Here is a 26,773-nt window from a genome sequence, read left to right on the forward strand (position 1 = left end):
GAAGCAATCGTCATAATTACGTGTTAATTATATAAATAAATGAAGGATTGCATGATATGGATAGCAACCTGTATTTCAAGGGAATAGCTTTATTAATTGGGTATTATTTCTGTTTTGGGTATTGGTATAAAAAGTTCGGAAAGATAGATTCTTTTTTTATTTGTTTTCTTGTTTGGGGGCTATCTAATTTATTAATGCTTACCTTAGAACCAGTTATTTATGCGATTACAGGAAATATTATTTTAGATAGGGTTATTTGGTATGTTACGTTTGGAGCTATTGATACTCTTTCGGTTTTTTTAATTGTAAGGATGCATAAAGCAAAAAACATTGAACATTCCAGAGAGAGCCTAACTATATGTATTATATTCTCTTGTTTGCTACTTCTTCAGGCATTTAGGTTTTCAGAACGTATGTACTTTAATACAGGTTATTTAGAGTGGCTTTATGTTGAAGGTGTTAAAGCTATAAATATTTTTGTTTTGATATTTTTTTGCATCTCAGTGAAATATAGGTATAAAGTTAGGGAAAGTAATTATGGTTTATAGTGCATTAGTGTTATTTATTATTATGATTTTTTTTGTATTACATCTGCTGAAAAAAGTAAGCAATGATTTTTTTTGTTCAAAAAGAAATGTAAAATCAAATGTTTCCACACAAAAAATCGCTGCTGTAGTTTGTTCAAATTCAAAAATCAAATCAGACACAGCCTGTGGCATTCAAGCTGATTTGTTGGATGAATTAAAAGGGATTGCTTTCTCAAGGGCTAAGGCAGAATTAAATCCAGATTTAGAGAAAAAGATAATTCAAATCGTATTATGTGATCAAAGGCTCCTTGCAATCTCATCATCAATAAAAAATAATAATCTATCTTTGGTAAAAAACGAAGGTTAACAGTTCATTGCTTTTCTTGATATCTCTTGAATTTTAATAACAGCAGTAACATTGCTTTCTGATTCACCAACATCAGCTAAAATGTTAGCAGCTCTTATAATGTTTTCTGCGCCCATTTTTTGATAAAGATTAAAAAATACGCCAATATCTTCAACCGTCGCATCTATCGTTCTGATCAATATCTGCAATGCATCTGTCAACATTTGCCCGTTCATTTTAGCTAATTCAGAATGAGAGTCATTTCTAATACCTAGCAAATCAGGTAGTTGCATTTCTAGTTTATCAGCTAATCTTTGTATTCCGCTGACTGATGGTTCTCTTCTACCCTGAAAGTAGTGAACGACAGCACCCGTGGTTGTTACCCCAAAAACATCTAGCAATTGGTTTTTCTGAATACCTTTTTTGCTCATTACTTCTTGAGCATTTACGGCCCAAATAGGTTTTTGTGTTATGGCTGTCAATTTAACTTCCTCGTTTAGATACCGATTAATAATACACCCTGTATAACATCAAGGCAAATATATTGACATTTCTGAAATTAGCATTTGACTATTGTATACATTGCCATTAAGGTTTGTATACATTTTGTAAATCAGGTATACAGGGTGACACTAAAAGATTATTTCAATTCACTGCCCCTTAATGACAAAAAAATACTATTGAGTAAATTGGCTTTATCGTTATCAAAAGCGGAAATTTCAATTCGTTCATACATTAACGGGAGTAGAAAAATACAATCTGTTGATGTAGCAGCAATTATTGAGTGCTGTGACGGTTTCGTCACTAAACATGATTTAAGGCCAGATGTTTTCCCTGAAATTCTAGAAACCGACAAAGAGTCTAGTGCATGAGTGATTGTGCCGATCGCGCCGCTGCGCAAGAGCAATTAAACATCAATGTTGCCATGGCTAATCGCGTCAAAACCCCAAGACTCCCGAAAATTGGCCGCTGTCATAACTGCCATGAACCTATTGCTAAGCCGTTCTGCGATGCCGATTGTAGGGATGGTTATGAGCAAAGGAAAAGGGTGAGCAGACAAAATTAACACCAGAAATAAGAAAGCCTGCGCAGTTTGACGACAAGCAGGCTTAATGTAAAACACCTTAGATAAGGCAAATTTATGCTAGCTGAGATTATTGAATTAATCAAGCACAGGATTTGCTAAGGAGAAATATGGCGATTTATAAAGCGAATGTGTCACAGGAGTTTACTGTGATCCCCAATTTGACCACGCAGGATAAGCTACTGAGCTTTGAAGCTCGTGGTTTACTAGGTTTTATGCTGAGCTTGCCTGTCAACTGGAAGTTTAATAATGAATGGTTACAGTCGCAGTCACCTAATTGCAGAAAAGATAAGCTTTCTCGCATATTAAAAGAATTACAGTTAGCTAACTATCTTCAAAAACAACTTGTTAGAGATGAAAAAGGCCATATTGTTGATACTGATTGGTTAGTGTATCCCACGGCAATTACTCAAATTATCACCGAAGGACGGAAAACCCGTCCGACGGGTAAACCGAATGTCGGTAAATCCGCAACTATAAAAGAAACATCTTTAGAAAATAAACAAAAGAAAAAAAAGAAACACTTAAATATTACTGTGCCTAACGCTGAAAATTTTGATTCAAATTCAAAACCAGACAAAGCGTCAGGCAAGAAACGTAATACCAAGCCTCAAGCATTTAAAGACTTGTTCGCCGTTTATCCTGCACACCGCAAAGGCGGTACCGACACAAGTGCTTGGAATGCATGGAAAGATGAAAAACTCACCGACCAAGATGCAGAGCAGGCTATCCACTGGCTGACCCAGTCTGATCCAAGCGTCTGGGGGACAAATGCTAACGGCCAATTTGCACTGGGGATCACCAAGTTCATTCGCGGCCAGATGTGGCACACACCTATTCAATTACCCAATCAATTACATAATATCAACCAGTGTCCTAAGTCGGGAAGTCAGTTTGTACCAGGGCCAGACAGTGAATTCTACAGAGGCTAATCATGGAACAAATTAAAAAACAATATTCAGCACCATACAGCTATGAACAGTTAATTGCGTTAAGAGCTCAGGAAGCGAGTGAATTTGCTAGGCAATGTGATCAACATCGTGAGGAAGCTAGAGCTAAACGGGCATTAGGGCGAAGCGGTATTCAAAAGAAACATCAAAATTGTTCTCTTGATAATTATCAAATTCGTTATGAGAGCCAAGAGCAAATGCTTGATTCTGCAAAAGGGTGGTTAGCTACACAGAATGAATCACCCTCGTGTAGCGGCTTTATTTTTTCAGGAACACCAGGGACAGGTAAGAATCATATTGCTAGCGCTATTGCTAATGATTTTATTGATAACGGTAAGCAAGCTGTCGTTGTTACCGTTTCTGAGATTATGATGCGTTTACGAGATACATATCGCAAAGATAGCAAGGAAACGGAAGAAAGATTGATGGCTCGCTTAAGTGGGTTTGATTTATTGGTTATCGATGAAGTAGGAGTCCAGCGTAATAACGTTAATGAACAACTTACACTGAACTCAATAGTTAATGATCGTAGTAATGCATGTTTACCTACGGGGATTTTAACAAATTTAGATGCAAATAACCTTGTTGAAACCCTTGGAAAGAGGGTAATTGAAAGAGTTCTGGAGGGTGGTGGTCCATGGCTGATGTTTGATTGGCAAAGTTATAGAACGGGACAACAATGAGCAGTGTGCAGTATGGCAAACTCAATGACAGTCAAATTAAAAGATGGTTGGCTGATAGTTCGTCGCGTGAGTTTCGAGATCATCGGTACCCTGAATTGCGATTAAGAGCGATTAGCAAACGCGGCAGGGCATCGGTACATTTGATTTTGCCTAACCAAGGTAAAGCCGCGTGGAAAAAACAGGGTAATTGGCCGCACCTTTGTTTAAAGACTCTGGTGAATGATTTGCCCAAACGTCTGGCTAAGGTGGCGGCGGGTGAGCTGGTTAGCTCGGCAGAGATGGTCAGAGTCTCGGATTTACTCCGCTGGTATTTAGGCCATATTCAAGATAATCATACGTTGAGCGATAGCTGGCGCCGCAATTGCCGGAGCATGATTAAAAGCCATTTAGCGCCAAGAGTGGGGACTGTATTGCTGTCAAAACTGGATTTCATCACAGTTGATACTGAGTTAGTTAAAACCATGCTCGCCGATGAGTATGCACCGCACTACATTAAATTGACGGTTAATGTATTAAAACGCGCCTTAAGTGCCGCTTGTGACTTGCGTTTGTTGAGTAAAAACCCCTTGGATAGTTACCGAGTGCAATTGAGTCTCACGCTACCGCCAGAAGTCGACGCACAATTGAGTGCTGCCGATCTAAAAGTTCTTTTTAACGCGCTTAAAAAAGCAGAGCCACCAGTAAAAATGCTATTTATGTTGATGATCATGTTCGGCTCGCGCATTGATGAAACCCGACAATCAAAGTGGTCGCATTTCGCGGGCGATTACTGGACTATTCCCGCGTTAGATACCAAGACTAAGCAGGCTCACCGACTACCGTTAACTGGTGCGGCTAAAGGGTTGCTACAGCAATACAAACATTGGCAATTAAAACATATCGGTAAACGCTCATATTTATTTGCCGGGGACCGTAGTGACGTTATTTCAATTCGTACCGCACAGTATTGGAGTGAGTCAATTCGGTTTAAGTATTTTACTAGCCATGCGTTGCGCAAATTATGCCGGACCATTATTGCTGACATGGGCGTTGATACTATGGTGGGTGAGCGCATTCTTAATCATGCATTACCTTTGTTATTACGCACTTATGTAAGGAGTACGCTGGATGCCGGCATGTTGCGGGCGCTGAATGATTATCACAGCTATTTGACTAAAAAAGCCGGAGCAGATGATGAGTGATGCTGATAAAAATATGGTTAAAAAAGTGCGTGGCTTTGAGATTTTGAAAATTGGGCGCGGGATCCGAGGCATGACACAAAGTGAGGTGGCCGAACGCTTCGGTGTTGGTGATAAAACCTATCGCCGCTGGGAGCAGGGCGAATGCCCAGTGAGCTATGACGCGTTAATGGCGATTTGTGAAGATGTCTTTAGATTGCCCTTAATTGAGGTGATGGGGATGGCTCAAATTGCACATTAATAAAATGAGTATCAAAACATTACGTAGTGAATTAACAATATGGGGCCGCTATTGGCGTGGGCAAGAGTACGGCGGCGGCTATGGTAGCCGCAGTGCCTGTGACAAGCTCGGTGAAATTCGAATTGAAAGTAGTGCAAGTGTCGAACAGAAAGTACCCGATCATGTTTATCAATATGACCAACAAATTGAGCACTTAAGCCAAGATTGCCGCCGCGCTTTGCGCGTTCGCTACATCTGCAAAAAGAATTGGGCCCTAGTCGGGTTTGATTCGGAAAAATCTTACATGTATTGGCTCAGAAGGGCGGAAGGTGAGCTGCTAATTTAATAATAGGGACATTATCGAATGAATGAGTTAAAGCAATATCAAGTGTTTTTTATCTCAGCATTAGTGCTGGGTGGCCTCATTTTATCAGCACAGGCGGCGCTGTCTTATCATGCTATGCGTCAATTATCTGAAGGTTTGCCCGTTATTGTTGTTATTGCAATGGTGTCACTGGTAGTGCTGTTTGAGTGCGTCAAACCGCTATTAACTTTTTTTATTAAAAATAGCGTCAATTGGTTTGTGACGTTGATCGCCAGTGGGCTTTTATTATGTTTATCCGGTGCAAGCATATTTGCCATGCATTATACGATGGATTATGCAGTTGCTGATAAGCTCAGCGTGTTAGATCAAAACAAACTCGATAGCTTGAATAAGCAAGAAGAAGCTTATTTAAAAGCTGTTGCAGAGCACGGTGTGGTGTCTGCAACTGAATCACCAATCAATAAAATAACAGAGCAGCGGAATGCATTATATTCACCTGGTGAAAGTGGTAGCTCATTAACGCAGTGGGCAATCTGTGTCAGCGTGTTGACCGAACTTGTGATTATTGCCTGTTTTGCCATATCAGCTTTCTTTCATGCAAGAGTTATTCTCTTGCAAAAGGAGATACAGAAGGAACAGGCAGGAACGCAGATACAACGAGCAGCAACAGCACAGGAACACTTAGTCAAGATAATGAATTAGCTGCCTTTAGTGAAAACAACACTCTGATTGATATTGGTAGTATCAAGGTTAGGCAGTTGATGAAAGAGTGCAAACTCAGTCACCCGAAAGCTAAACAAGTGATTAAAAACATATCAGAACAATTGGAATTGTGTGGGTAGAGGGAGGAAGCCTATGTTGGAGTTTGAATTGATAAAACAGGGATTCGAGAAGAAATATTTTATTCCGAGTCACATTAAATTCAACTATGACTCGTGTTTATACGAAACACGATGTGGCGGCGAGCTTTTTTAAAAATTAGCCGTTGAGACTAACAATATGTTTTCAATCTGGCGCGATGCTTGTCTGTATGCCACCTCATCAAAGTTAAAAAAGGACGATTAAAAATGAGAAAAAACATTAATGAGTTAAAAGCCAAATTGGTTGCGACTTATTTATCAAAAGGTGTTCAGCCAAGCGATTTGAGTGATGCGTTATTTGAAAAAGGCTACGTAGACTCATCGATTAAAAGAACGGATGATTCGGTGCTAGTGACGCTCAGCTTTATTGATGATTTTGATACCATTAAGAAAGCAAAACACACCATGCGTTACACGTATGATTTAAATCGGTATTTGCAAAAGATTGAGCAAAAGATAAAAGGCCGCTCTTTTAAAGTGCAGTTTTGCAGGGAAGAAGCGATCAATAGCATTTTACGTGACTTGCTTGCTGCAGGTTGTAGTTTAAGTGCGTTAGAGAGCCTGCCACCCGAGTTAAAGGGGCGTTATCAGCAGTATTTCGTTTCAGCGGCCTGATTAATTTGAGCCATAGATACAAGGGATGGTATATGCAAAGGTTAAGTTGGGAGTGTCGGTTTTGGGTGCACCTATGTGTGTTTAGCGGTATTTTTGCCTTGATTTTTGATTGGCTAAGTTGTTCGATTAGAGAAGGGATATGGGGATTAACAGCTCTTTTCTGCTTACTTTCTCTGCAATTAGCACCTACGTTAAGAAGCTTTGCTTCATTGACTGAAAGTAAGAAAATGACAATCACAGAACAACGGCGAATGTCAGATATGAACAAACATCTAATGAGCAACTTTGTTGCTGCAGTCATGGGCTTGTTTTTAGCCATTTGTACGGCAGCTTGTGGTTTGCTTTTCATTCATGATGATTCGGCCATGACGCCTACGTTCGTTTATTGGTTCTGTCGCAAATATCCTAAATGCTTTATGATCTAAACATCACTTTTTATGCTTACATTTATGACACTCAATTTTTCAGGCCGACATTACCCTTCTGCGATTATCATGCAGGCACTGCGTTACTACTTGGCCTATAAACTCAGTTATCGAGAAATTGAGGAGATCTTTGCTGAACGTAATATTCATTTTGATCACTCAACCCTGAACCGTTGGGTTATCAAATATGCTCCGCAACTCGAAGTCATTTTTCGAAGAAAAAAACGGAAAGTATCTGGTACTTGGCGGATGGATGAGACCTACATCAAAATTAAAGGCCAATGGGTTTACTATTATCGAGCTGTTGATAAATTTGGCGCAGTAATTGATTTTTATTTGAGTGAGAAGCGCGATGAAGCCGCTGCACTGAGGTTTCTCAACAAAGCGATTAATCATAATGGACTACCACATCGGGTTGTCATTGATAAAAGTGGGGCCAATATCGCTGCACTTGATGCCCTTAATATTCGGTTGTGGTTAATGGGATGCATGTTATTGATGATTGAGGTACTTGAAATTAAATATCTCAATAATATAGTGGAGTAAAGTCACCGAAAAGTGAAAGGAAAAATGCATCAATGCTTAGGATGGCAGTCTTGGATTGGGGCTGAAGCAACATTAGCAGGTGTAGAGCTTTGGTCAATGATTAAGCTGGGACAAATGAAAACGGATCGCAACATGACCCCATGGGAGCAGTTTTACTCTTTAGCGGGATAGTTGTAGCTGAAGGATAGTACACGCTTCATTTATAGCGACGTTATCTGGTTTTGCGACAGAACCGCCTAGGGAACCGTGAAATGGTGAAGCGATTACGCAAAGAAGGCTATCAAGTTGGCCGCTATTTAGTTCGTAAAATCATGGGACGTTTACGACTCAAGGTTACTCAACGGCAAGCTTATAAGGTGACAACAAAGCGAAAACACAACGATAGCGTTGCTGATAACCTGCTAAACATGAACTTTAATCCAACTTCTACTAATCAGGTTTGGGCGGGTGACGTGACTTATTTGAAAACGGGTGAAAGCTGGATGTATTTAGCTGTAGTGATGGATTTATATTCACGTCGAATAGTGGGATGGCATATAGATAAACGCATGACGACAGACTTGATATCTAAGGCATTAATGAAAGCTTACAATCTTCGGCAACCGCCTAAAGGCCTAGTATTTCACAGTGACAGAGGCTCACAGTATACCAGTAAGCAATTCGGTAGGCTGTTATCGAGTTATGGGATCCGTGCCAGCATGGGGGATGTGGGCGCGTGTTGGGATAATGCAGTCGTAGAGCGTTTCTTTGGTAGTCTGAAACATGATTGGCTTTTTAAAGTTAATCAACCAACAAGAGAGTTTATGAAGATAGATGTGGCTGCCTATATGAAATACTACAACTTAGAGCGGCTGCATTCTGCTAATGGTGATCTGTCACCGGTAGAGTTTGAATATTCTCAACTAAAAGTGTCCAATTTGGGTTGACCAGTACAATTTATCAATGTTTATGTTTTTTTTTTAGAAATTTTTTGTTTTTTTGGAAGATTTACTTTAATGGAAGCTGTATTTTTTATTTTTATAAAAAATGAAAAGGTTTTTCATGCCATCTGCCATTACTGATTCAACACCTCTTTATTCATCGGATATCGCTAATAAAGGGGTTGAAGATAATCTCAATACCGTTCTTGTTGATAATTTAGATGTATCAAAGCTACATATTGACGCGATTTTTTCAAAAGCAAAAAACAATGACCAAGATTCAATTGAGATGCTTCATGCTTTATCCTGTGGCATTAATCCTGATCCTGAGGTAGCCGAGTACGCTCAAAAACTATTACTTTCATCTGTTTTAAAAGAAGAAAAGACTGAAAACGAGATCGAAGTTGCTAGTTCTATTAGGCGTCAAGCTCAACATATTCTGTTGTCATCAACGGCTTTTAACAACAACGAAAATATCGATGACACCTTGTTAACTAACCAGTATTTATCTGAAAATCCCATGGTTTGTTTTTTTGCTGCTACAGCCATTATGAATGATGAAGATTATTTAGAGGATAAAATTCCTAATGGAGTCAGGGAAAGAGTTGGCGAAATACATAAAGAAATTGATTTTGGAGTGAACAGCGAATCATTTGCTTGGTGGGATTTAGAACATACAAATTATTTTGATTTTGAGCCTTTTGATGTATTCATGGAGAGTTTTGAGGAATAAGAATCGTTCGTTAGTCATTTATACCCGTGATACTTCAAGATGCATGTTTTCAGAGTGCGTAAAAGTGCCTAATTCAAGGCGTATTATTGCCAAAATGCTTATTGCCTTTTAAGGTGATACAACGCAGAAGTAGGCGCTTTTACACACTCCCAAAGGGTTGGCCTCTTTATATGTAAAAGCAAGGCCTTTTATACTGTGTTATTAAACACCAACTTAGAATGACTAGGCTCGATGTTCAGCTGACGATCAAGGATGATGGAAATGTCATTTATGCAGGAGCAATTAATGACCTTGTCTAAAAGACTTTTCATTCCAACTGAATCCTGCAGCTTGAAGTCTCACGGGTATAGACATCAATCAAGAGTGTATCTACATTTATCACCTGCGGTGAGGCTGCAGTCGCGAGTTCCCACTCCTTATTCCAAGAAGGAGTGGAAACTTAGAATCTTCATTAAGCGAAGCGTAATAAAAAATCCTCGTTTGTACTAAAAAATAACTTGGGCACCAAAATTAAATTATTCTTGCTTGTTTATTGAACGCCTAATGGCAGAGGCTTGTTGTTTTCTATTTTTTTTTAGCACTGAGTGATCGTACTTTTTATATTTTTGAAAAGATGGGATTAGACCAGAACACTAGCTATGTATAAATGCCCTTTAACAAGCGCTTTAAGTGCGCGTTTATTTTTTGGAGACCAAAGTGGATTTTAATCCCTACGACAATTTCGTCTTCTTTGACTCCTGTGCTTTTGACTCAGGTAGCGAAGAAGACATAATTGCTTCTGATCAAGTTCAGCAACTTTTACGTAAGAACAAAAAGAAAATAATGGTTATGCACTCTGTAGAAGCAGAGATGAAACACCCGAATTCATCAGAACAAAAAAAGCATCTAGCAGTAAGTTCTAGAAAAACGGTTAAGTTAAATCTCACGAGTCAAGAAAAGGCACAATTGGCAGAAATAACAGAGATAATTGCTGGTAATGGACATCCTATAAAAAGAGAAGCTGATTGCTTCCATGTATTTGAAGCCCATAAGTACGGAGGTTGTTTCGTAACATCAGACAAGGGCATATATAAACATTCGCCTACTATATTTGAAAAGTTTGAGCTACGGATTGTTAAACCAACGGATTTCCTAAAAGTTGTTTTAAAGTATAGTGACAAAATATAACTCATAACGATAGGCCGCGACCTTATCGCACAATGTTAAGCAAGCTAATAATTTCCTAATTTCCACCCCGATTCACCATAATAATGAAAGTACGCCACGTGGCTTTGGCACTCAGCTGAAGTCCGTGCTTTAACCCTCAAAAATACAAGTTTTCTCACCAATAATCAGCAAAAAATTGAATGTTAGTAAGTGGTGGTTTTTACCACTTTTGTATTTCGTGCCAATAATCAGTTGAAGCTTTCAAAAGTATATTTTTTTAAGACATTCCTAAGATCTCATTGAATTTGCTCTCCATACCAAACCCATATACAGCATGGGCTAGAGTGGTGATCGTTGCATCAGTCTCTGAGAAGTATGCAATGGTAGTGTGTTTTTTAACCAATCAAGAGTGAGGAAACATAGAGGGGTGTCAGTTGAGTGACCCTTTTTAATGTAAAAAAAGGGATTTTAAAGGCCGTCTGAACCTAAAAATGGGGTTTTTGGTCAGTTTTTACCGTAAAACGGTCACATATGACCGTTTTTTTTACTCAAAAAACGCTAGGATATTTATAAGCTCGAAGTTGTTGTATTTAACTGAGCCGTTTAAATTGACATCGCATTCCTTGCCCGCCTCGTGCGGGTTTTTTTATGCCATTAACAAAGCCACCCAGTATTTTGTTTTAGGGATAAGCAATGACAAAAATAACAATAGAAAACGGATTTACGCTATATAACGATGACTGTTTGAATGTATTAAAGAGGATGGATGATAACTCAGTTGATTTGATTGCAACGGACCCTCCTTACTTCAAAGTGAAAAAAGATGCCTGGGACAATCAGTGGGATGATGAAGCCGATTTTTTAGCTTGGTTGGACTCTATATTGTTTGAAATGTGGCGAGTATTAAAGCCTGCTGGCAGCTTATATTTGTTTTGTTCAGAGCGGCTAGCTGCAAAAGTAGAAGTGTTAATTGATGGTCGTTTTAATGTGTTAAATCATATCGTTTGGCGAAAAAAGAACGGCGTTCATCGTAAGCACCGTAAAGAAGGGTTGAGAAAGTTTGCTTCTCAAACAGAGCGGATAATTTTTGCTGAACATTATGGTGCGCAAGGATTTGCCAAAGGTAACTCTGGCTATTCAGATAAATGCAGTGAGTTGAAAGGGGCTGTGTTCGAACCGCTTATTGCTTACTTTCGTGATGCAAAGGCGAAAGCCGGTATTCAAAGTAAACAAGTGAATGAGGCAACTAACACTCAGATGTGTAGCCATTGGTTTAGTTCCTCTCAATGGAAGTTACCAACAGAGGCTCAGTATCTTGCATTACAGCGGTTGTTCGTTGAAAAAGCAGGGACTTTAAATAAAAGCCATAAAGAGTTAACGACTGAATACGATGTATTGCACCGCTCTTATATAGAGTTAAGGCGTGATTATGATGGTTTACGTCAACAATATGAGAGTTTACGCAGGCCATTTAGCGTGACTAAAGATGTTCCCTACACAGATGTGTGGGACTTCGATTCAGTTCAATTTTATCCAGGTAAACACCCTTGTGAAAAGCCTTTGAAATTGATGAAGCACATCATTAGTTCAAGTGCTCGTATGGGAATGGTTGTTTTCGATCCTTTCATGGGCTCTGGCAGCACAGCAAAAGCATGCAGTGAATTGGGCTGTGGATTTGTTGGGGTTGAGATGGATAGCGATATTTTTAATCAAACACTTAAATCACTAACCAGTGAATAACTATATGAACATTTCTAGAAAGTTGATGATGTTTGGCTTTGCGGCTAGCGTCGCGGGTGGTGGTGCATTAATTGCTGAGCATGAAGGTCAAGTGCTTAGTTCTTATTCTGATCCCGTTGGCGTTTTGACTAGCTGTTACGGTCATACGGGGGCAGAGCTCAAAGATAATCAGACATTTACAGAGAAAGAGTGCTTAGAACAGCTAGCAACTGATTTAAGCCAACATAACTATCAGTTGATGAAGTTAACTTCATCAATTGAATTAAGTAATAGCGAACACGGTGCTTACTTGAGTTTTATCTATAACGTGGGTCATCAAGCGTTTGCTGATTCAACTCTGAGAAAGAAGTTGTTAGCCGGTGATAGAGTGGGCGCATGTCATGAGCTGATTCGTTGGGTGTATGCAGATGGCCGCAAGCTCAATGGTTTAATCAATCGTCGCGAGTCTGAAAGGCAACTTTGCTTAAGGGGGATTGATGCCGAACCCATTTAATAAAACCGTTATTTTAATGTTTGCCTTGGCCGGAGCTGTGGCGTTCGGACTCATGAGGCAACTGCAATTAGATACAGCTCAGGCAAACATTGAATCATTAGAAGTACAGAGAACATCACTGATTGTTGATTTAGATGTATTGTCCAATGTTGTTGCTACACAAGAAGCTGAGCAGCATAAATTGATGCTTGAATTGGATTTGTCGGCGGCACTCAACAAACAGAATGCGATAGACAAAGAACGAATTAACAATCAGCTAGTCGTTGCTAAATCCAAATTAAATCAGATGGTAAAGCATAATGAAACTATTCAAAAATGGGCTAATACTGCTGTGCCTAATGATGTTACTCAGTTGCTCAAGCAAGCCGCCAGTTGTACGCACAGTGACAGTAAGCAAGACAGAGTATGTGTTCCCCCCTGACAATATGCTAAGCAATTGTTTAACCCCTGATTACTCAGCACAAACCAACGCTGAATTAGCTGAGTACACATTGATATTAATCGCCAAATTTCAAGGATGTAATGCTGATTGGCAACGTTTAACCCATTGGGTAGAGAGTAAACGATGAGTGAGCCAACTATTCAAAAAGCTATAAGCACCGCTGCATATAGTGCATCAGTATCGACAGCAGCAGGTAGTGTATTAACAACCAATGATTGGATATTAGCTGCAAGTATCGGATTGGCTGTGCTGACATTTGCTATCAATTGGATGTACCGAGTCCGACAGGATAAGCGTGATGAAGAGCGAGATAAGCGTGATAAAGAGCAACATGATTTAGAAGTTCAGCTACTCGAACAACAACTGAAAAATGGATAGTTTTGTGGGGTAAGTAAGGAGAAGAGTGTGAAAAAAATATTAATGGTTATTTCTGTGGTGTTTCTAATGTTCGGCTGCACAGATGCACAAATAGCGTCAAAGAATCTGTCAACTGCATCGGACATGTTTCAAGTCGATAGACGTATAGTGTTTTATAACGGCATAACAGATACTTATATGTTAACTGTTGAGGGTAAATGCTCCATTGAACCGACACCAGCCAAAATATCAGTAACGTGTAAGACTGGTGATAACGAGTACAAAAAACATTATCTTGGGCTGTCAGACAATGTGACATATTTTGCAGAACAACTTGACTCATTAAACGTTAGCTCATATCGATACAAAGTAATATTTAAACCTTCTGTGATACTTCCTGATATCGATGTAAAAACTTGAACAATAGCGAGGACTAGTGGTGCGGGTCCTTCTGGGACCTGAGTACTCCACGGGGCCAACACTCGCCGGATTTATGACGTTTTAGGGTTGAAAAAGAGGTCCTTTCTTCTTTCTCGAAAAAGAAAGGACTTAGCTAGAAAATATTTTTAGATCAAATGACTATCTATTTTAAAAAGAAAGGACTTGGTACCAAAAGAAAGGAGTTTTTAATGTTTTCACTTTGAACCTTTTTTTAATTTGTCCTTTCTTACTGAGGAGTTTTATGGACGTTAATCGAAATGGCCTCGCTGATATTTTAGAGAAATCACCTAAGCATGTCGGGGATCTTATTACACAAGGGATGCCTACAAGTGGGGGCGGGGGTAGAGGTAAAGCGATCTCAATTAATACAAAAGAGGCTGTTGATTGGTTGACAGAAAGAGAAGTAAGTAAACAGATAGGTGATCTGCAAGCTGAAAATGGTCCCATCGAAGGCACTAAGGACGGTGAAGATCTACTTTTAACCATGGCTAAACGGCGTAAGGCAGATGTTGACGCTAAGAAAGCTGAGGAGAAAGTGATTGATTTAGAGGATTTAGGTCAGTTTATGTATGCAATATCGAGCCTATATGCATCGGAACTCAATGGATTAGGGGCTAGACTCGCGCCCGAGGTGGCTGGAATAGATGATCCTGCGCAATGTAAAAATAGAATCGACATCGAATGCCGCCGCATCCGCTCTGCCACCGCTGACAGGATCTACAATTTTGTTGACGAGTATCTTGCAGAACAGCGCAGCAATGTTGAATGCGAAACCGATGAGGAATGCGGCGAAGTGGGCGACTGAAAATCGAGTGATGCCACCAGGCTCTCCGATCCCTGGTCCTTTCGATACCAATACTACACCTTATATGCTGCCCGTTTGTGATGCATTTACATCACCGCTTTATACACGTATCACTTTTGTGATGGGTACGCAGATGGGTAAATCTGCAACTATGCAGAATGTGATGGGCTGGAAATTGGATGATGATCCGGCGCCGATTATTTATGTGGGACCAACAGAATCGAACATAAACAATGTTGTTGAGCCCAAAATGGTGGAGATGTTTAAAGAAGCCAAGAGCCTTTGGGTTAAGTACGATAAAAAATCAACCAAGCATAAGAAACGCATAGCCGGTGTCTCTTTACGTTTTGCGTGGGCGGGCTCTGCAACTGAATTGGCGAGTGATTCTGCCGTGATCACCTTGGTTGATGAGTTAGACAGACCAGATGAAAACGCAACGGGTGAAGGCGATCTTGCGGAGATTGCCGAAGCGCGCGGCGATGCCTACACAGATTCAAAGTTAGGGCTAACGAGTACACCAACTCACGGATTAGTTTCATCGTTTGTACATTCAGAAACAGGGGTGACACATTGGACACCCTCGGGGCGAGAAAAAGTATCATCCCCTATCTGGTTGCAATGGGAAAAAGGCACCCGCCATGAATGGGCGGTTCCCTGTCCGCACTGTGATGAATACTTTATCCCACGGAGCGAATTACTTTGGTGGCCTGGTAAAGGTACCGAAGAAGAATGTACGCCAGCACAATCCGTTAAGTTAGCGCGATTAGTTTGCCCTGTGTGCGGCGATCAAATCGATAATAAACACCGACAAGCCATGAATGCCAAGGGGGTAGGGCTCGCTCCTGGTCAATCTGTTTCAAGTTACAGTGACGGAGGCGTTATTTTTTCTCAGGGAAGTAAAGAGCTTATCCGCCCGTTTCATTCAGCGATACATCCAATTGAAGATAATAACCATTTTAGTATTTGGGTTAGTGGCCTATGCAGTTTTTCGGCCAAAAAAAGCTATGGTTTTCTAGCACGAAAGTTACTCGAAGCACAGCAAACGGGCAATCCTAACAGTCTACTATCCGTTTATAACACAGGGTTTGGTGAAATTTACGCCATAGCCGGTGACGCGCCGCAATGGGAAGAAGTTTACAGCCTCCGATCTGATTATCAATCAGGGCAAGTGCCAGAAGGTTTTGATTCGCTTGTATGTACCGTCGATGTGCAAAAAAACCGCCTCTATTATGTTATTCGCGCCTGGCGAGCGGGCATGTCGAGTCGATTAATCGAATGGGGCGAGCTTTGGGGAGATACAGATAAGCCCGAGGTCTGGAACGAACTCGCCGAGTTTTTAGAGCAAGAATGGGACGGCCAACAAATTAAGTTGATGGGTGTGGATGCGGGTTATCGCACCGATGAGGTGTTCGCGTTCGTGCGACGATTCAAGGGGCGAGTGAGAGCATTAATGGGGTTTGAGCGACTGCCCAAACCCTTTCGAATGGTCAAGTTAGAGGTCGATAATAAAGGTAAAACGAGAAAGCACGGCGATAAACGTTGGGACTTTGACACCATGATTGCCAAAGCTTGGGTACATGGCCGCGTGCGTTGGCCCCAAGGTAAAGAGGGCGACTGGCTCATTCCGTCTGATATTACCGAAGAATATTGCAAGCACATCGTTGCCGAAGAATTTAATGAAGAAACGGGCAAATGGAGTCAAGTAGCCAAACGTAACGATTACCTAGATTGTGAAGGGATGCAATATATGTGCGCACGTATGCTCAGGATTGATCGTAAAAAAACGCCTCAAGTAGAAGATGAGTCTAAAGGTAATAATGAAGATGAAAAACCACAGGTTGATATTCAAGTAGATGAATCACAGGTTCCCCGTAAAAAAACACCCACTAAACGTAAGCGAAAGCCCCGTAAACGCGATGGTTTCGTAAGCCGGTACCGAAAATGAATGAACTTAAAAAAATAAGTGCTGGAACGTCACTTAATTGGACGTTTGAACATGATCTCGCCGATGGTACATGGCAATTTGAATATATTTTAAGGGGACAAAGTGCCATAGCGATAGCTGCAAGCGCTGAAAATGGACAAGTAACATTCATAGCAACCGCAAGCACCACGGCTACGTGGATAGCAGGGCATTATGATTGGCGATTGTATGCCAGCAAGGGTGATGAAAAACACGTAATCGAAAGCGGTCAATTAGAGATTGAGCCCGATTTTACCCAAGTGCAAGCAGAGTACGATCCTCGCAGTCATGCCAAGAGGATGTTAGATGCCATTAATACCGTGCTTGAGGGGCGAATACTTTCAGATCATGAGCGTTATAGCATAGATGGCCGCTCACTCGACCGCATCCCGATCATGGAACTACACAAATTACGCCGTAGCTACATATTAAAATTTAGTCGTGAAAATGGCTCAGGTTTTCGTATCAAACGCGTATTGGCGAGGCTACCTGAATGAATGAAAAAAGTGAGCCAACAGATAAAACACATAAGGTACGAAAAGCCCAAAATAGCCATAAACGTTTTGCGCTAGCGAAACAAGGGTTAACAGGCCCCCGCATTGGTGGAATGTCACTCAGTATTAATGAAGAGTTACGCCGTGATCTAGCCGTTATCAAAGCGCAGTCAAGGCGGGCCGGTAATGATGACAGTTATGTTGTTAAATTTCTCAACATGTGTGAAACCCACATAGTCGGCCCCGAAGGGTTTAACTTTCAAAGTAAAGCTAAAAAGAACACTGGCAAAGAGGATGATAAGAGAGCTAATGAGTTAATCGAAGCACATTTTCTCAACTGGTGTAAAAAGGGCGCGTGTGACGTCACAGGTCAATACAGTTGGCAAGACATTCAAACCTTGTTTATCCGTACCGTCGCGGAAGACGGCGAAATATTAGTGAGATTCATCGATGGCTACCCCAATCAATATGGGTTCGCTGTGCAGTTGCTTGATTCGGCGCATTTAGACATTAATTACAATCGAGAGTTAAAAGAAGGCCGGCGTATTCGCATGGGGGTAGAGCTAGACGAATGGGGCAAGCCTCAAGCGTATCATGTGTTAACGCATCATCCTGGCGATAGGGTGTATTTTTACGGGAACACCCGTTATGAGCGCGTACCCGCTTCTGAAATGTTACTCGCTTTTTTACCCTTACGTGTCGGTCAGTGCAGAGGTATTCCGTGGGCTCATGCGTCACTTCTTGAAATGCATCACCTTTATGGATACAGAGAAGCTGAGTTAACGGGCGCAAGAATAGCGGCCTCAAAAATGGTGGCGTATGAACTCGATCCTGAAGTCGAACCCGACGAAAATGCCGACGAACCTGATTTTATCGAAGAAGTGGAACCGGGTATGTCATTGGTCGTACCTCCTGGCTATAGCATTAAAGAGCTTAATTTTAATCGCAGCGGTGATAATTTTGCTGACTTCATGAAAGAAGGTAAACGTGGTGCAGCATCAGGGTTAGATGTGAGTTATAACGCGCTAGGCAATGATGCAGAAGGGGTGAGCTTTTCCAGCTTGCGCCAATTCGTACTCGAAGATAGAGACAGTTGGAAGAAAAGGCAGCGCTGGATGCGCCAAGAGTTATGTGATCGCATTAAATCAAAATGGCTTCGCATGGCACTGCTTAGTGGTGCTATTAAAGGGCTGAATTTCTCAGCCTTTGAACGATTAGATACACATAAATTTCAAGGCCGCCGCTGGGATTGGGTGGACCCACTAAAGGACGAAAAGGCCAATACTGAGGCTCTTAACAACCTAACCAAATCACAATACCAAATTATCCGCGAGCGAGGCGAAGATCCCGAAACCGTGATGCAAGAATTACTCGATTTTGAGCAGAGAATGGCTGAGGTGCGCAAGTTACGCGGTCCCACTCAATCAAAAGGCAATAAGGATGACGACAAAGAAACAGAATAAACAGCTACAAATAGGCAAGCAATTCCGCACCTTAACCTTCACTCGCGAGTCCATCAATGAAGAAGAGCGCACTGTAGAGCTTAGTTTTTCTAGCGAAACTCCTGTCGAGCGTTGGTTCGGCATGGAAATACTCGGCCATGGGGCTGGTGAATGCGACTTATCCCGCCTGCAAGACCGTGGTGCATTTTTAATGGATCACCAAAGAATGGACCAACGCGGCGCCATAGAAAAAGCATGGATTGATGGCACCAAAGGTCGCGCCGTTATTAAATTATCTAAAAGCGCCCGTGGCGAAGAGCTTTGGGAAGACATGCGGGACAATATCCGTCCACATATCAGCGTCGGCTATAGCGTGTTGGAGATAATTCACGTCAAACGTGATGAAAACGGTCTCGACTGGTATCGAGCCACTAAGTGGCAACCTTACGAAATATCGTCAGTGTCTGTACCAGCCGATACCAATGTCGGCCTAGGTCGCAGCGATGAAGATAAAGACGCCCCCACTTTTAACATTGAACTAAGAGAAAGCAACATGGCTAAAGATGAAAATGTAGTGCCAAAGGGTGACGAGCAAGAACGCTCAGAGCAACAGATCCCAAAACCTGTTACACCCGCTAAACCTGTTAATACCGATGCTATTCGCCAACAAGAAACCGAGCGTTGCCAAGAGATTATGACAATGGGTGGACAGTTTGGTATGGCAAGAGAAGCGGAGGAGGCGGTTAAATCAAATCACCGCGTCGATCAATTTCGTCAATTGGTTTTAAAGTCGGTACGGGATAAAAAAGTCAAACCAATCGGCACTGATATGGCCCTTGGCTTATCAGATAAAGATGTACGCCAATACAGTTTGATCAGTGCCGTTCGCGCTAGTATCACGGGTAAATGGGATAAGGCAGGCCTAGAGCGTGAAGTGTCAGTTGCTTTAGCCGATAAAATGGGTAAAGACGCCCGTGGCTTTTATGTTAATTACGAAGTCTTGTCACAATTGGGTAAGCGTGCCGCTCCTCAATCAACGGGTGCGGGTGTCGGTGGGGAGTTAGTTGCTACCGATTTATGGAGTAGTCAATTCATTGATTTATTGCGTCCTAACTCGATAGCAGCAGGTCTTGGGGTGCGTTTTGCCACAGGGCTTGTGGGTAATGTTGATATCCCTAAGATGGCAAACGGTGCATCATTTTACTGGATTGATGAAGATGAAGACGGAACCGATTCCAATGTCAGTTTAGGGATCATCAAGATGTCACCTAAAACCATTGCTGGCGCAGTACCTATCACCCGCCGTTTGATGCAGCAATCCACCCCTGATATTGATTTATTAGTGCGCGATGAAATGTTACGCGGTATAGGTTTGGGGGTTGATAAAGCCGTATTCTTGGGGACGGGCTTAAATAATGAGCCTTTAGGTATTAAAAATCATACCGGAGTCCACGCTATCCCTATTCCAGTAGAAGGTTGGGATTGGGCGACGATTGTCGCATTTGAAACTGCTGTCGCCGAGTCTAATGCCTTGGCTTCAACTATGGCCTACGCTATGCGTCCATCATTACGCGGTACATTGAAAACAACAGAAAAATCGACAGGTACCGCCAAGTATTTGTGGGATGGCGATCAAGTCAATGGTTATCCTGGAGTGGTGTCTACCCAACTTGAGCAGCAAGCCATGTTACATGGTGATTTTAGCCAGGCGTTAGTAGGCATGTGGGGCGCACTCGACTTAACTGTTGATAAGTCAACCAAAGCGGCTAGTGGTGGCACGGTATTGCGAGTGTTTCAAGATGCCGACGTAGCTATTCGCCATGGAGCTGCATTCGCCTATGGCAAGGTCGCTTAACGTTATCAATAACCATTACTAATCATATAGGCGCTTCACTGCGCCTTTTTTATGGAATTATTTTATGAAAGTACAAATCTTATCCGGCGTGATGATTAAAGGTACCGCTGTTTTTCCTATGACGGGTACCGATAAAAACGCTAAGCCGTCGATTGTAGAAGTGGACAAAGCTGAAGCCCGTGATCTCATTGCCAACAAACAGGCAAAACGCGCCGATGACAAAGCAAAAATTTCGGTAGAGATTAAAGACCCTACTGAAGCTAAAGATGAATTAGATGCATATTTTGATGAAGAAGACGAGGAAGACGAGGGAGAGTAAAGGACAATGAGCTTTCAAGACCAACTTAACGCCGATTTAACCGGTGTTTTCTTCTCTGACTTTAAAGATAAAGTACAAGTGAATGGTGTCGATTGTGAAGGCTATCTTGCTCGAAGTCATCATGAGTTTGGATCCATGGGGGGGAGCGCATATTCATTTGAATGTGCCTCATCTATTTTACCTGCAGTTAAAAAAGGAGATCGCTTAGTACGGCTTCGTGATAATAAGAGTTTTGCTATTAATGATATTGAGCGAAGTAATAGCATTACACGGCTCATATTATGAGTTATATCGATAAGGAGCTGGCACAAGCGATTAATAATTTAAATCGCGTCAGTAAAACCGCAGTCCCCAAGGCAACAAGTCAGTCACTAAATAGAGTTAGTCAGCGAATAATTAGCCGTTCAGTGAAAGATACAGCTAATGAGTTAAAAGTGACGCAAAAGCTGGTACGTACTCGTGTTAAGCATGTAAAAGCGACGGCGCGTAAGCCAGTTTCTTATATTAAGTTACATCGTGGAAAAATCCCAGCAATAGCGATTGGTGCTGCGAGAACGCAAGTTGTACGCAAACGCGGGCAGAATTTGGTTTCTGCTGTACAGCGCGATAAAAGAGGGCGCTATAGTCAACGTCAATATAGCGGTAATACATCGATCAAAGTCGGTCGTTATACTTTTAAAAATGCTTTTTTACAGAAGTTAAGTAATGGCCGTTGGCACATCATGCAGCGATCGAATGATCCTCGTTATCCTATTGAGGTTGTCGCATTACCATTGGTTAAGCCAATAACCACAGCTTTTCAAACTCACAGCCAACGTTTATTAGCCTTTGATATGCCAAAAGAATTAAAAGCAAATCTGAATAACCAATTAAGACTGATCTTAAAAAGGAGGTCTTAGTGTCACAGCATAACCAGATACGCCAAAGTGTTATCAATGATTTAAGTACGGAAATATCTGATATTAAGGCTTGGTTCAATGGCTATCCGGCCGTGATTGATGTCGGTGATGCCGATACTGAAAGTGAGCTTCCTGCTGTTGCTGTATATCTTGATGTGGGGGAAACAACGGGACAGGATTTTGAAAATGAGGAGTGGACTGCAACGTTACATGTTGAGATTTTCGAACATGCGACAAACGATTTAGAGCCCACTCTAGATGCGATAGCAGAAAAAATTAACCAAGTTATCCATCGAAATTATACAGTACAAAATACTTTGTCAGAATGTCACCGGCTAGGTTTCGCGTATACGCGCGATGATGTCCAGCCGTGGGGCACTCTTGATTTAACTTTTACAATAAATTGGGAGGATGATTAATGTCTACTGAAACAGTCCCGACAAAAGGCGCAGGCACCTATTTTAGCCGTTTAAAAGAGGGCTCTGACATTGGCAGTATTAGTGATTTTAAAGAAGATACTGAATGGCTCACCATTGGGAAAGTAAAGGACTTTCAACCTGGTGAATTAACAATTGAGGACGATGAGGATGATTATCTTGATAGTCCAACCGCTGATTGGAGTGAAACATCCCCAGGTCAAAAATCGGGAGGTGAAACACAAATTACCATTGCATGGATGCCAGGTGATGATACACAGAAGCAGCTTTTTCGCGATGTAGAGGCAGGGACAAAAACCTGGTACAGGGCTAAATATCCGAACGGTGGTGTTGATGTGTGGTATGGCTATATCAATAGTCTAGGTAAGACAATTGCCATTAAAGAAAAAATGCAGCGTACGATTAAAATTAAAAATTGTGCCATGCCAAAATATGCAGAAACATTAATAGGTTAATGATGAAAAAAGAAAGTATATTTTCTCCTATGTTAAATAGCATAGATGTCAGAATTTCAGATAAAACGCTGACGCTTCATGAGCTATCGGCTTTAGATTATCAAGCATACCAGCAATATTTAAGTGATATTGAACAACCAATTGAGCCGGATGAAAAAGACGAAAAAGGAATACGAGCATATAATCTCGCTTGGCAAAAGGTGAATGTGGATGCGCATTCTCGCCTTGCCGCTTACGGACTGAAGCTGAGTTATCCAGAAATAGCCATTTCCGATCTTCATCAAGAACTACTAGCCAACTTTAACCGCGTTAGTATTCAATTATTACATGATAAAACGGCCATACTATCGGGTTTATCTCTCCCTAATAATGAGCCTGATCCAGAAAATGAAGTCGATGAGGAGGAAGCAAGCCCAAACGAATGATCCAAACAGAGCAAGAGTTTACCTTAATGTTGGCTCATGAATTAAATCAACCATCTCCCCGTCAAATGCTCTATCAAATGTCGTCCACTGAATATTTAGATTGGCAAAAATATTTTGCTAACAAAGGCTTTCGTGTGGAAAACGATAATTGGCGAATGGGGATGATTGCCAGTTCTGTTTGGAATGTAAATTTAAAACCTGATGAAAGGTTTACGCCACAACAATTTTATCAGCATGAGCCACAAGCTGAACGCTCTGACGATGAGTTGATGCAACTCGGAGATAGCACGGGAGGAGTAAGACTTGAGTAATAGAATTGCAGATCTAACCATCCGTTTAAACTCTGAGTCGGCAAAGTTTAGTCGTGATATTGAAAGTGCTAAGTATTTATTACGGGGCTATGGTCGCGAAGCTAGTAATGCCGCTCGCGAAAATACTGATTTTAGTCGTAGTTTTGCTTCCAGTGCGGGCAGTGTGTCGGCAGGCTCCCGCCTGATGGCGGCGGGATTAACCTCCGTGGCCACAGGTATAGGGGCTATCGCCTTGGTCGCCGTGGTAGGTGTTGCAGCCATAAAATCCATTGCTGATGCCCAAGTGCCACTGGCACGTGAGTTAGAGTCGTTATCTTACCGTTCGGGGATCGCCACAGATAAGTTGCAATCCCTATCCTATGCTACGGCTGGATATAATATCAGTGCCGATAAAGCGGCAGATATATCCAAAGATGTCAACGATAAACTCGGAGATTTCATTGCAACTGGTGGCGGTGAATTTGCCGATTTTTTTAAAAATATTGCCCCAAAAGTCGATTTAACGGCAGAAGCACTGTCAAAGTTATCTGGGCCAGATGTACTGGTCGCGGTTAAAAAAGCCATGGATGACACCAATACCAGCGCTAAAGAGCAAGTTTTTTACCTAGAAAGCATTGCCAATGATGCCTCAATGCTCACCCCGCTGCTCGCCAACAATGGTGCCAAGCTCAAAGAAATGGATCAGCGTTTCAAAAGCTTAAATATCACCATGACAAGCTCTGAAATAACCAAATTCAAAGAGTATGGCCAAGACGTAGACGACATGAAAGGCTCTTTTAATGCCTTGGTGCGTGAAGCTATTACCCCTTTTGTTGACGGACTTGGTGACGCGGCGAAATACCTTGCCGATATATTCTCATCGGGTCGCCGTAATTTACTGCAAAACCGTATTCATGATGCTCATGAAGAAATGGTCGAGTTAAAGGATGAAATAACAGCCCTAGAGGACAAAATAGCTAACGGCCCCAAATATGGTGGTGTTGGGTTTATCGATGCGTTATTAGGGAATACAGATAAAGAAGCAAACTTAGCGTCCCTTAAAGCAGAATATGATGAGATCCGCACCGAACTGGGCGAATATCAAGGGAAAATGGCCGAGCTCGATGGTAAACCAGTTAAATCTCCCGAAGTCGCCCTAGGCAGTAGCCAAGTATCTAAAACGATTTCCCCAGGAAAAAGCCAAGCTGACTTAGAAGCGATGGGAGTCGCGCGTTTGGCTGCGTTTGACATGCAGTATGCCAATGAGCGTGAACAACTCATTCTTCAACATGAGCAGCGTTTAGCTGATATCGACACTTTACAAGTGTCAGAAGCGGAGTTAAAGCGACTTGGTTATGACAATTTAGCCGCTTTACGTGATGAATATTCTCAGCGTAATAAAGCGTTTTTTGAAGAAGAACAACAGGCATTAATCGAGCGCCAGAATCAAAAAGAACAAAGAGAAATAGATGCTCTTAAGCGTAAAGAAGATAGAGAAAAAAGGTCTGCTGAAAAGATAGCAAAGGAGCGGGTTGATACTGAAGCGCGTTTTGATAAGCAGTTATTGGGGATAAAAACACAAGTAGCATCGCAAACAGCAGGATTAATCGCTGATAGCGCCAAAGAAGGTTCGGCTATTCAAAAAGCGGCGTTTTTATTTCAGCAAGTACTAGCGGCTAAACAGATAATGATCCAAGGAGAAGTCGCTGCCATGGCTGCTCTTTCCATGCCTCCTGTGGGATTAGGTCCTATTGCTGGTGCAGGTATGGCAACGAGTATAAGGATTATGTCTGGTATTTCAGCGGGCATGGTTCTAGGGCAATCCATCGCTGGTTTTAAAGAGTTAGGCGGCGGCGTTAATGCGGGTAGTAGCTATATTGTCGGCGAACGTGGTGCCGAAGTTTTCACCCCTGGTGCAGGTGGTCAAATCACATCCAACAGCAATTTGAAGCGTCTAGGTGGCGGTGGGGTCATAGTTAATGTCCATGAAGCACCTGCAGGTACTAGTGTCGAGAAGTCTTATGTGGATGAACAGCAAGTAATTGATATTTACTTAAAAGACATGAATAGCGACGGTCCGATGGCTCAAGCAAATCAGCAAATATTAGGCGTTGAAAGAAAAGGTTATTAAATATGAGTTATTCATACCCCGCGACTTTACCCAGTCCACATTTCACTTCAAATGGTATTAAACGACAGAATAATTTTTTAGTGACTGACATGGCATCAGGTAGAAAGAGAGTTAGAAGGCGCTTCCGAAATGTGCCTTATGAAGTGTCGGTTCAATGGAGGTTGAGTGATGAGCAGGCAGCAGTTTTTATAGGTTGGGTGGAGCATGCTTTAAATGGAGGAGTTGCAGAGTTTAAATTAAACATCAAAACACCATTAGGCATTAAAGAGGTTGATACACAATTTCTTTCTCATCCTTTGGAAGATGTTAAGCGAAAAGGGGATAAATGGATTTATAAAGCAAAATTGAAAATGAAAGAGTTGCCTATATTGAGCGAAGATCAAACTGCAAATGCCATCTTATCCCCTTATACATCTGAAGAGTTAATTCATGGGGTGAGTGTTGCTATCAGAAGTTATCAGGAGTAATTGAATGGCCGTGAATTTTTTTAACTTAGTTTCAGAATTACAAGTAAATATTAATATTTTAGATAAAATCCTATCAGGTGATGATTGGGAAACCGTTTCTGTTAATGGGATCACTAAAGACACCATTTCTAAGTCTATAAAAGATAAAATGGACAGCCTAAATTCCTTAGTTCAAGGACGAAAACCTTTTGCAACCTTATCTGAATTGAATGCATCTGGCGCACCTTCTGCAGAAGGGTTAGCAGAAGTATGGGCCGATACAATTGAAAATAATGGGGTCTATGGCTGGAATGGGTCTAACTGGCAAAAATCGACTAATGATCCCGTTTCTAAAATTAAAAGCCTTGGACGTTTAGAGCGTAATTCAGGTGCTGGCTACCCTTTAAAAAAAATGGTGCGTAATGGTATTGAATCAGCTGCACATGATTTAATGAATGAATTTGTGTTAGATGTAAAGGTAATTAATGCTGATCCAGATAAGTTTTACCGCATTGCTTACATGCAAAATGGCGCGAGCTTAGGTGAATATACGGCCTACGATTGGATCATAGAAGGGATTAACAAAACAGAGTACAGCTCGAGTGGAAGTGATAAAAGAATTATTACTCACGGCGGGCATATACAGCAGCAAGTGGACATTAGCGCAGGCATACAAACAATCGTGCTCTATTCACCTGACTATCCGTTAATGCGTATTGAGATCACCTGTGATGCAAATAAATTATCAGCTGAGAGATCACCACTCGATTCACTCTCAGCA

General features: G+C 41.6%; 36 protein-coding genes and 2 pseudogenes. 37 read left to right on the forward strand and 1 reads right to left on the reverse strand.

All coding sequences use genetic code 11. The annotated features are described in order from the left end of the window. The first annotated feature begins 56 nt into the window (after positions 1–56). Positions 57–548, forward strand: a complete 492-nt coding sequence (locus L2764_RS06880; protein ID WP_248939488.1) for a hypothetical protein — start codon at positions 57–59, stop codon at positions 546–548. After that, entirely contained in the window at positions 538–894 is a 357-nt protein-coding gene (locus L2764_RS06885) for a hypothetical protein (RefSeq protein WP_248939489.1), read from the forward strand. The genes L2764_RS06880 and L2764_RS06885 overlap by 11 nt, the downstream gene beginning before the upstream one ends. Here the strand turns inward: L2764_RS06885 and L2764_RS06890 are convergent. Further along, positions 891–1,355 (reverse strand): hypothetical protein, encoded by a 465-nt coding sequence (locus tag L2764_RS06890; RefSeq protein WP_248939490.1) that lies wholly within the window; start codon positions 1,353–1,355, stop codon positions 891–893. The genes L2764_RS06885 and L2764_RS06890 overlap by 4 nt on opposite strands. Before the next feature lie 144 nt (positions 1,356–1,499). On the opposite strand from L2764_RS06890, the gene L2764_RS06895 reads away from it, so the two are divergent. From L2764_RS06895 to L2764_RS07060, 35 genes and pseudogenes are all read left to right on the forward strand, one after another. Further along, positions 1,500–1,745: a helix-turn-helix domain-containing protein gene (locus L2764_RS06895; protein WP_248939491.1), complete on the forward strand. Its 246-nt coding sequence runs from the start codon at positions 1,500–1,502 to the stop codon at positions 1,743–1,745. Then, positions 1,742–1,939, forward strand: a complete 198-nt coding sequence (locus L2764_RS06900; RefSeq protein WP_248939492.1) for a hypothetical protein — start codon at positions 1,742–1,744, stop codon at positions 1,937–1,939. Before L2764_RS06895 ends, L2764_RS06900 begins: the two co-directional genes overlap by 4 nt. Before the next feature lie 128 nt (positions 1,940–2,067). Further along, positions 2,068–2,889 carry a hypothetical protein gene (locus L2764_RS06905; RefSeq protein ID WP_248939493.1) on the forward strand — a complete coding sequence of 274 codons (822 nt, stop codon included), beginning with the start codon at positions 2,068–2,070 and terminating at the stop codon, positions 2,887–2,889. Positions 2,890–2,891: 2 nt separating this feature from the next. Continuing rightward, on the forward strand, positions 2,892–3,590 hold the full coding sequence (locus L2764_RS06910) for an ATP-binding protein (RefSeq protein ID WP_248939494.1): 699 nt from the start codon (positions 2,892–2,894) through the stop codon (positions 3,588–3,590). After that, complete coding sequence (locus tag L2764_RS06915) at positions 3,587–4,771, forward strand: tyrosine-type recombinase/integrase (protein WP_248939495.1); 1,185 nt, start codon at positions 3,587–3,589, stop codon at positions 4,769–4,771. The genes L2764_RS06910 and L2764_RS06915 overlap by 4 nt, the downstream gene beginning before the upstream one ends. Beyond that, entirely contained in the window at positions 4,761–5,009 is a 249-nt protein-coding gene (locus tag L2764_RS06920) for a helix-turn-helix domain-containing protein (protein WP_248939496.1), read from the forward strand. Before L2764_RS06915 ends, L2764_RS06920 begins: the two co-directional genes overlap by 11 nt. Positions 5,010–5,013: 4 nt before the next feature. Beyond that, complete coding sequence (locus tag L2764_RS06925) at positions 5,014–5,334, forward strand: hypothetical protein (RefSeq protein ID WP_248939525.1); 321 nt, start codon at positions 5,014–5,016, stop codon at positions 5,332–5,334. A gap of 18 nt (positions 5,335–5,352) precedes the next feature. Then, positions 5,353–6,015: a hypothetical protein gene (locus L2764_RS06930; protein WP_248939497.1), complete on the forward strand. Its 663-nt coding sequence runs from the start codon at positions 5,353–5,355 to the stop codon at positions 6,013–6,015. Between the two features lie 365 nt (positions 6,016–6,380). Next, positions 6,381–6,788, forward strand: a complete 408-nt coding sequence (locus L2764_RS06935) for a hypothetical protein (RefSeq protein WP_248939498.1) — start codon at positions 6,381–6,383, stop codon at positions 6,786–6,788. Between the two features lie 32 nt (positions 6,789–6,820). Continuing rightward, positions 6,821–7,213: a hypothetical protein gene (locus L2764_RS06940; RefSeq protein ID WP_248939499.1), complete on the forward strand. Its 393-nt coding sequence runs from the start codon at positions 6,821–6,823 to the stop codon at positions 7,211–7,213. 24 nt (positions 7,214–7,237) lie between these two features. Continuing rightward, positions 7,238–7,930, forward strand: a pseudogene (locus L2764_RS06945) (IS6 family transposase). Positions 7,931–7,992: 62 nt separating this feature from the next. Then, a pseudogene (locus L2764_RS06950) lies at positions 7,993–8,685 on the forward strand (IS3 family transposase); the annotation flags it as partial. Positions 8,686–8,800: 115 nt separating this feature from the next. Continuing rightward, entirely contained in the window at positions 8,801–9,412 is a 612-nt protein-coding gene (locus L2764_RS06955; RefSeq protein ID WP_248939500.1) for a hypothetical protein, read from the forward strand. A 696-nt stretch (positions 9,413–10,108) separates the two neighbouring features. Further along, entirely contained in the window at positions 10,109–10,579 is a 471-nt protein-coding gene (locus L2764_RS06960; protein ID WP_248939501.1) for a hypothetical protein, read from the forward strand. A 672-nt stretch (positions 10,580–11,251) separates the two neighbouring features. Beyond that, entirely contained in the window at positions 11,252–12,298 is a 1,047-nt protein-coding gene (locus L2764_RS06965; RefSeq protein ID WP_248939502.1) for a DNA-methyltransferase, read from the forward strand. 4 nt (positions 12,299–12,302) lie between these two features. Further along, positions 12,303–12,791, forward strand: a complete 489-nt coding sequence (locus tag L2764_RS06970) for a lysozyme (protein WP_248939503.1) — start codon at positions 12,303–12,305, stop codon at positions 12,789–12,791. Further along, on the forward strand, positions 12,775–13,212 hold the full coding sequence (locus L2764_RS06975) for a hypothetical protein (RefSeq protein ID WP_248939504.1): 438 nt from the start codon (positions 12,775–12,777) through the stop codon (positions 13,210–13,212). The genes L2764_RS06970 and L2764_RS06975 overlap by 17 nt, the downstream gene beginning before the upstream one ends. Then, positions 13,133–13,360, forward strand: a complete 228-nt coding sequence (gene lysC / locus L2764_RS28170) for an Rz1-like lysis system protein LysC (RefSeq protein WP_376708387.1) — start codon at positions 13,133–13,135, stop codon at positions 13,358–13,360. The genes L2764_RS06975 and lysC overlap by 80 nt, the downstream gene beginning before the upstream one ends. After that, positions 13,357–13,611: an HP1 family phage holin gene (locus L2764_RS06980; RefSeq protein WP_248939505.1), complete on the forward strand. Its 255-nt coding sequence runs from the start codon at positions 13,357–13,359 to the stop codon at positions 13,609–13,611. The genes lysC and L2764_RS06980 overlap by 4 nt, the downstream gene beginning before the upstream one ends. A 27-nt stretch (positions 13,612–13,638) precedes the next feature. Beyond that, positions 13,639–14,010 carry a beta-sandwich lipoprotein gene (locus tag L2764_RS06985; RefSeq protein ID WP_248939506.1) on the forward strand — a complete coding sequence of 124 codons (372 nt, stop codon included), beginning with the start codon at positions 13,639–13,641 and terminating at the stop codon, positions 14,008–14,010. Positions 14,011–14,272: 262 nt separating this feature from the next. Next, positions 14,273–14,836 carry a terminase small subunit gene (locus tag L2764_RS06990; RefSeq protein WP_248939507.1) on the forward strand — a complete coding sequence of 188 codons (564 nt, stop codon included), beginning with the start codon at positions 14,273–14,275 and terminating at the stop codon, positions 14,834–14,836. Continuing rightward, positions 14,757–16,781 (forward strand): terminase gpA endonuclease subunit, encoded by a 2,025-nt coding sequence (locus L2764_RS06995; RefSeq protein ID WP_248939508.1) that lies wholly within the window; start codon positions 14,757–14,759, stop codon positions 16,779–16,781. The genes L2764_RS06990 and L2764_RS06995 overlap by 80 nt, the downstream gene beginning before the upstream one ends. Then, on the forward strand, positions 16,778–17,296 hold the full coding sequence (locus L2764_RS07000; protein WP_248939509.1) for a hypothetical protein: 519 nt from the start codon (positions 16,778–16,780) through the stop codon (positions 17,294–17,296). Before L2764_RS06995 ends, L2764_RS07000 begins: the two co-directional genes overlap by 4 nt. Then, positions 17,293–18,756: a phage portal protein gene (locus tag L2764_RS07005; protein WP_248939510.1), complete on the forward strand. Its 1,464-nt coding sequence runs from the start codon at positions 17,293–17,295 to the stop codon at positions 18,754–18,756. Before L2764_RS07000 ends, L2764_RS07005 begins: the two co-directional genes overlap by 4 nt. Next, positions 18,734–20,590, forward strand: a complete 1,857-nt coding sequence (locus tag L2764_RS07010) for a phage major capsid protein (protein WP_248939511.1) — start codon at positions 18,734–18,736, stop codon at positions 20,588–20,590. Before L2764_RS07005 ends, L2764_RS07010 begins: the two co-directional genes overlap by 23 nt. A 64-nt stretch (positions 20,591–20,654) precedes the next feature. After that, positions 20,655–20,909 (forward strand): hypothetical protein, encoded by a 255-nt coding sequence (locus L2764_RS07015; protein ID WP_248939512.1) that lies wholly within the window; start codon positions 20,655–20,657, stop codon positions 20,907–20,909. A gap of 6 nt (positions 20,910–20,915) precedes the next feature. Further along, on the forward strand, positions 20,916–21,194 hold the full coding sequence (locus L2764_RS07020) for a hypothetical protein (protein WP_248939513.1): 279 nt from the start codon (positions 20,916–20,918) through the stop codon (positions 21,192–21,194). Beyond that, entirely contained in the window at positions 21,191–21,808 is a 618-nt protein-coding gene (locus tag L2764_RS07025) for a phage tail protein (protein WP_248939514.1), read from the forward strand. Before L2764_RS07020 ends, L2764_RS07025 begins: the two co-directional genes overlap by 4 nt. Then, positions 21,808–22,227 (forward strand): phage tail terminator protein, encoded by a 420-nt coding sequence (gene gpU / locus L2764_RS07030; protein ID WP_248939515.1) that lies wholly within the window; start codon positions 21,808–21,810, stop codon positions 22,225–22,227. Before L2764_RS07025 ends, gpU begins: the two co-directional genes overlap by 1 nt. Continuing rightward, positions 22,227–22,700, forward strand: coding sequence for a phage tail tube protein (locus L2764_RS07035; protein WP_248939516.1), 474 nt, complete (start codon positions 22,227–22,229; stop codon positions 22,698–22,700). The genes gpU and L2764_RS07035 overlap by 1 nt, the downstream gene beginning before the upstream one ends. 2 nt (positions 22,701–22,702) lie before the next feature. Further along, positions 22,703–23,125, forward strand: coding sequence for a phage minor tail protein domain-containing protein (locus tag L2764_RS07040; protein ID WP_248939517.1), 423 nt, complete (start codon positions 22,703–22,705; stop codon positions 23,123–23,125). After that, entirely contained in the window at positions 23,122–23,436 is a 315-nt protein-coding gene (locus L2764_RS07045; RefSeq protein ID WP_248939518.1) for a phage tail assembly protein T, read from the forward strand. Before L2764_RS07040 ends, L2764_RS07045 begins: the two co-directional genes overlap by 4 nt. Further along, on the forward strand, positions 23,429–25,546 hold the full coding sequence (locus L2764_RS07050; protein WP_248939519.1) for a coiled-coil domain-containing protein: 2,118 nt from the start codon (positions 23,429–23,431) through the stop codon (positions 25,544–25,546). Before L2764_RS07045 ends, L2764_RS07050 begins: the two co-directional genes overlap by 8 nt. Before the next feature lie 89 nt (positions 25,547–25,635). Then, on the forward strand, positions 25,636–26,013 hold the full coding sequence (locus tag L2764_RS07055) for a hypothetical protein (protein WP_248939520.1): 378 nt from the start codon (positions 25,636–25,638) through the stop codon (positions 26,011–26,013). A gap of 4 nt (positions 26,014–26,017) precedes the next feature. Beyond that, positions 26,018–26,773, forward strand: a 756-nt coding sequence (locus L2764_RS07060) for a hypothetical protein (protein WP_248939521.1), incomplete at its 3' end; no start/stop codon positions are given.

Origin of the sequence: Shewanella surugensis (assembly GCF_023284005.1) — a bacterium.
Classification (GTDB): Bacteria; Pseudomonadota; Gammaproteobacteria; order Enterobacterales; family Shewanellaceae; genus Shewanella; species Shewanella surugensis.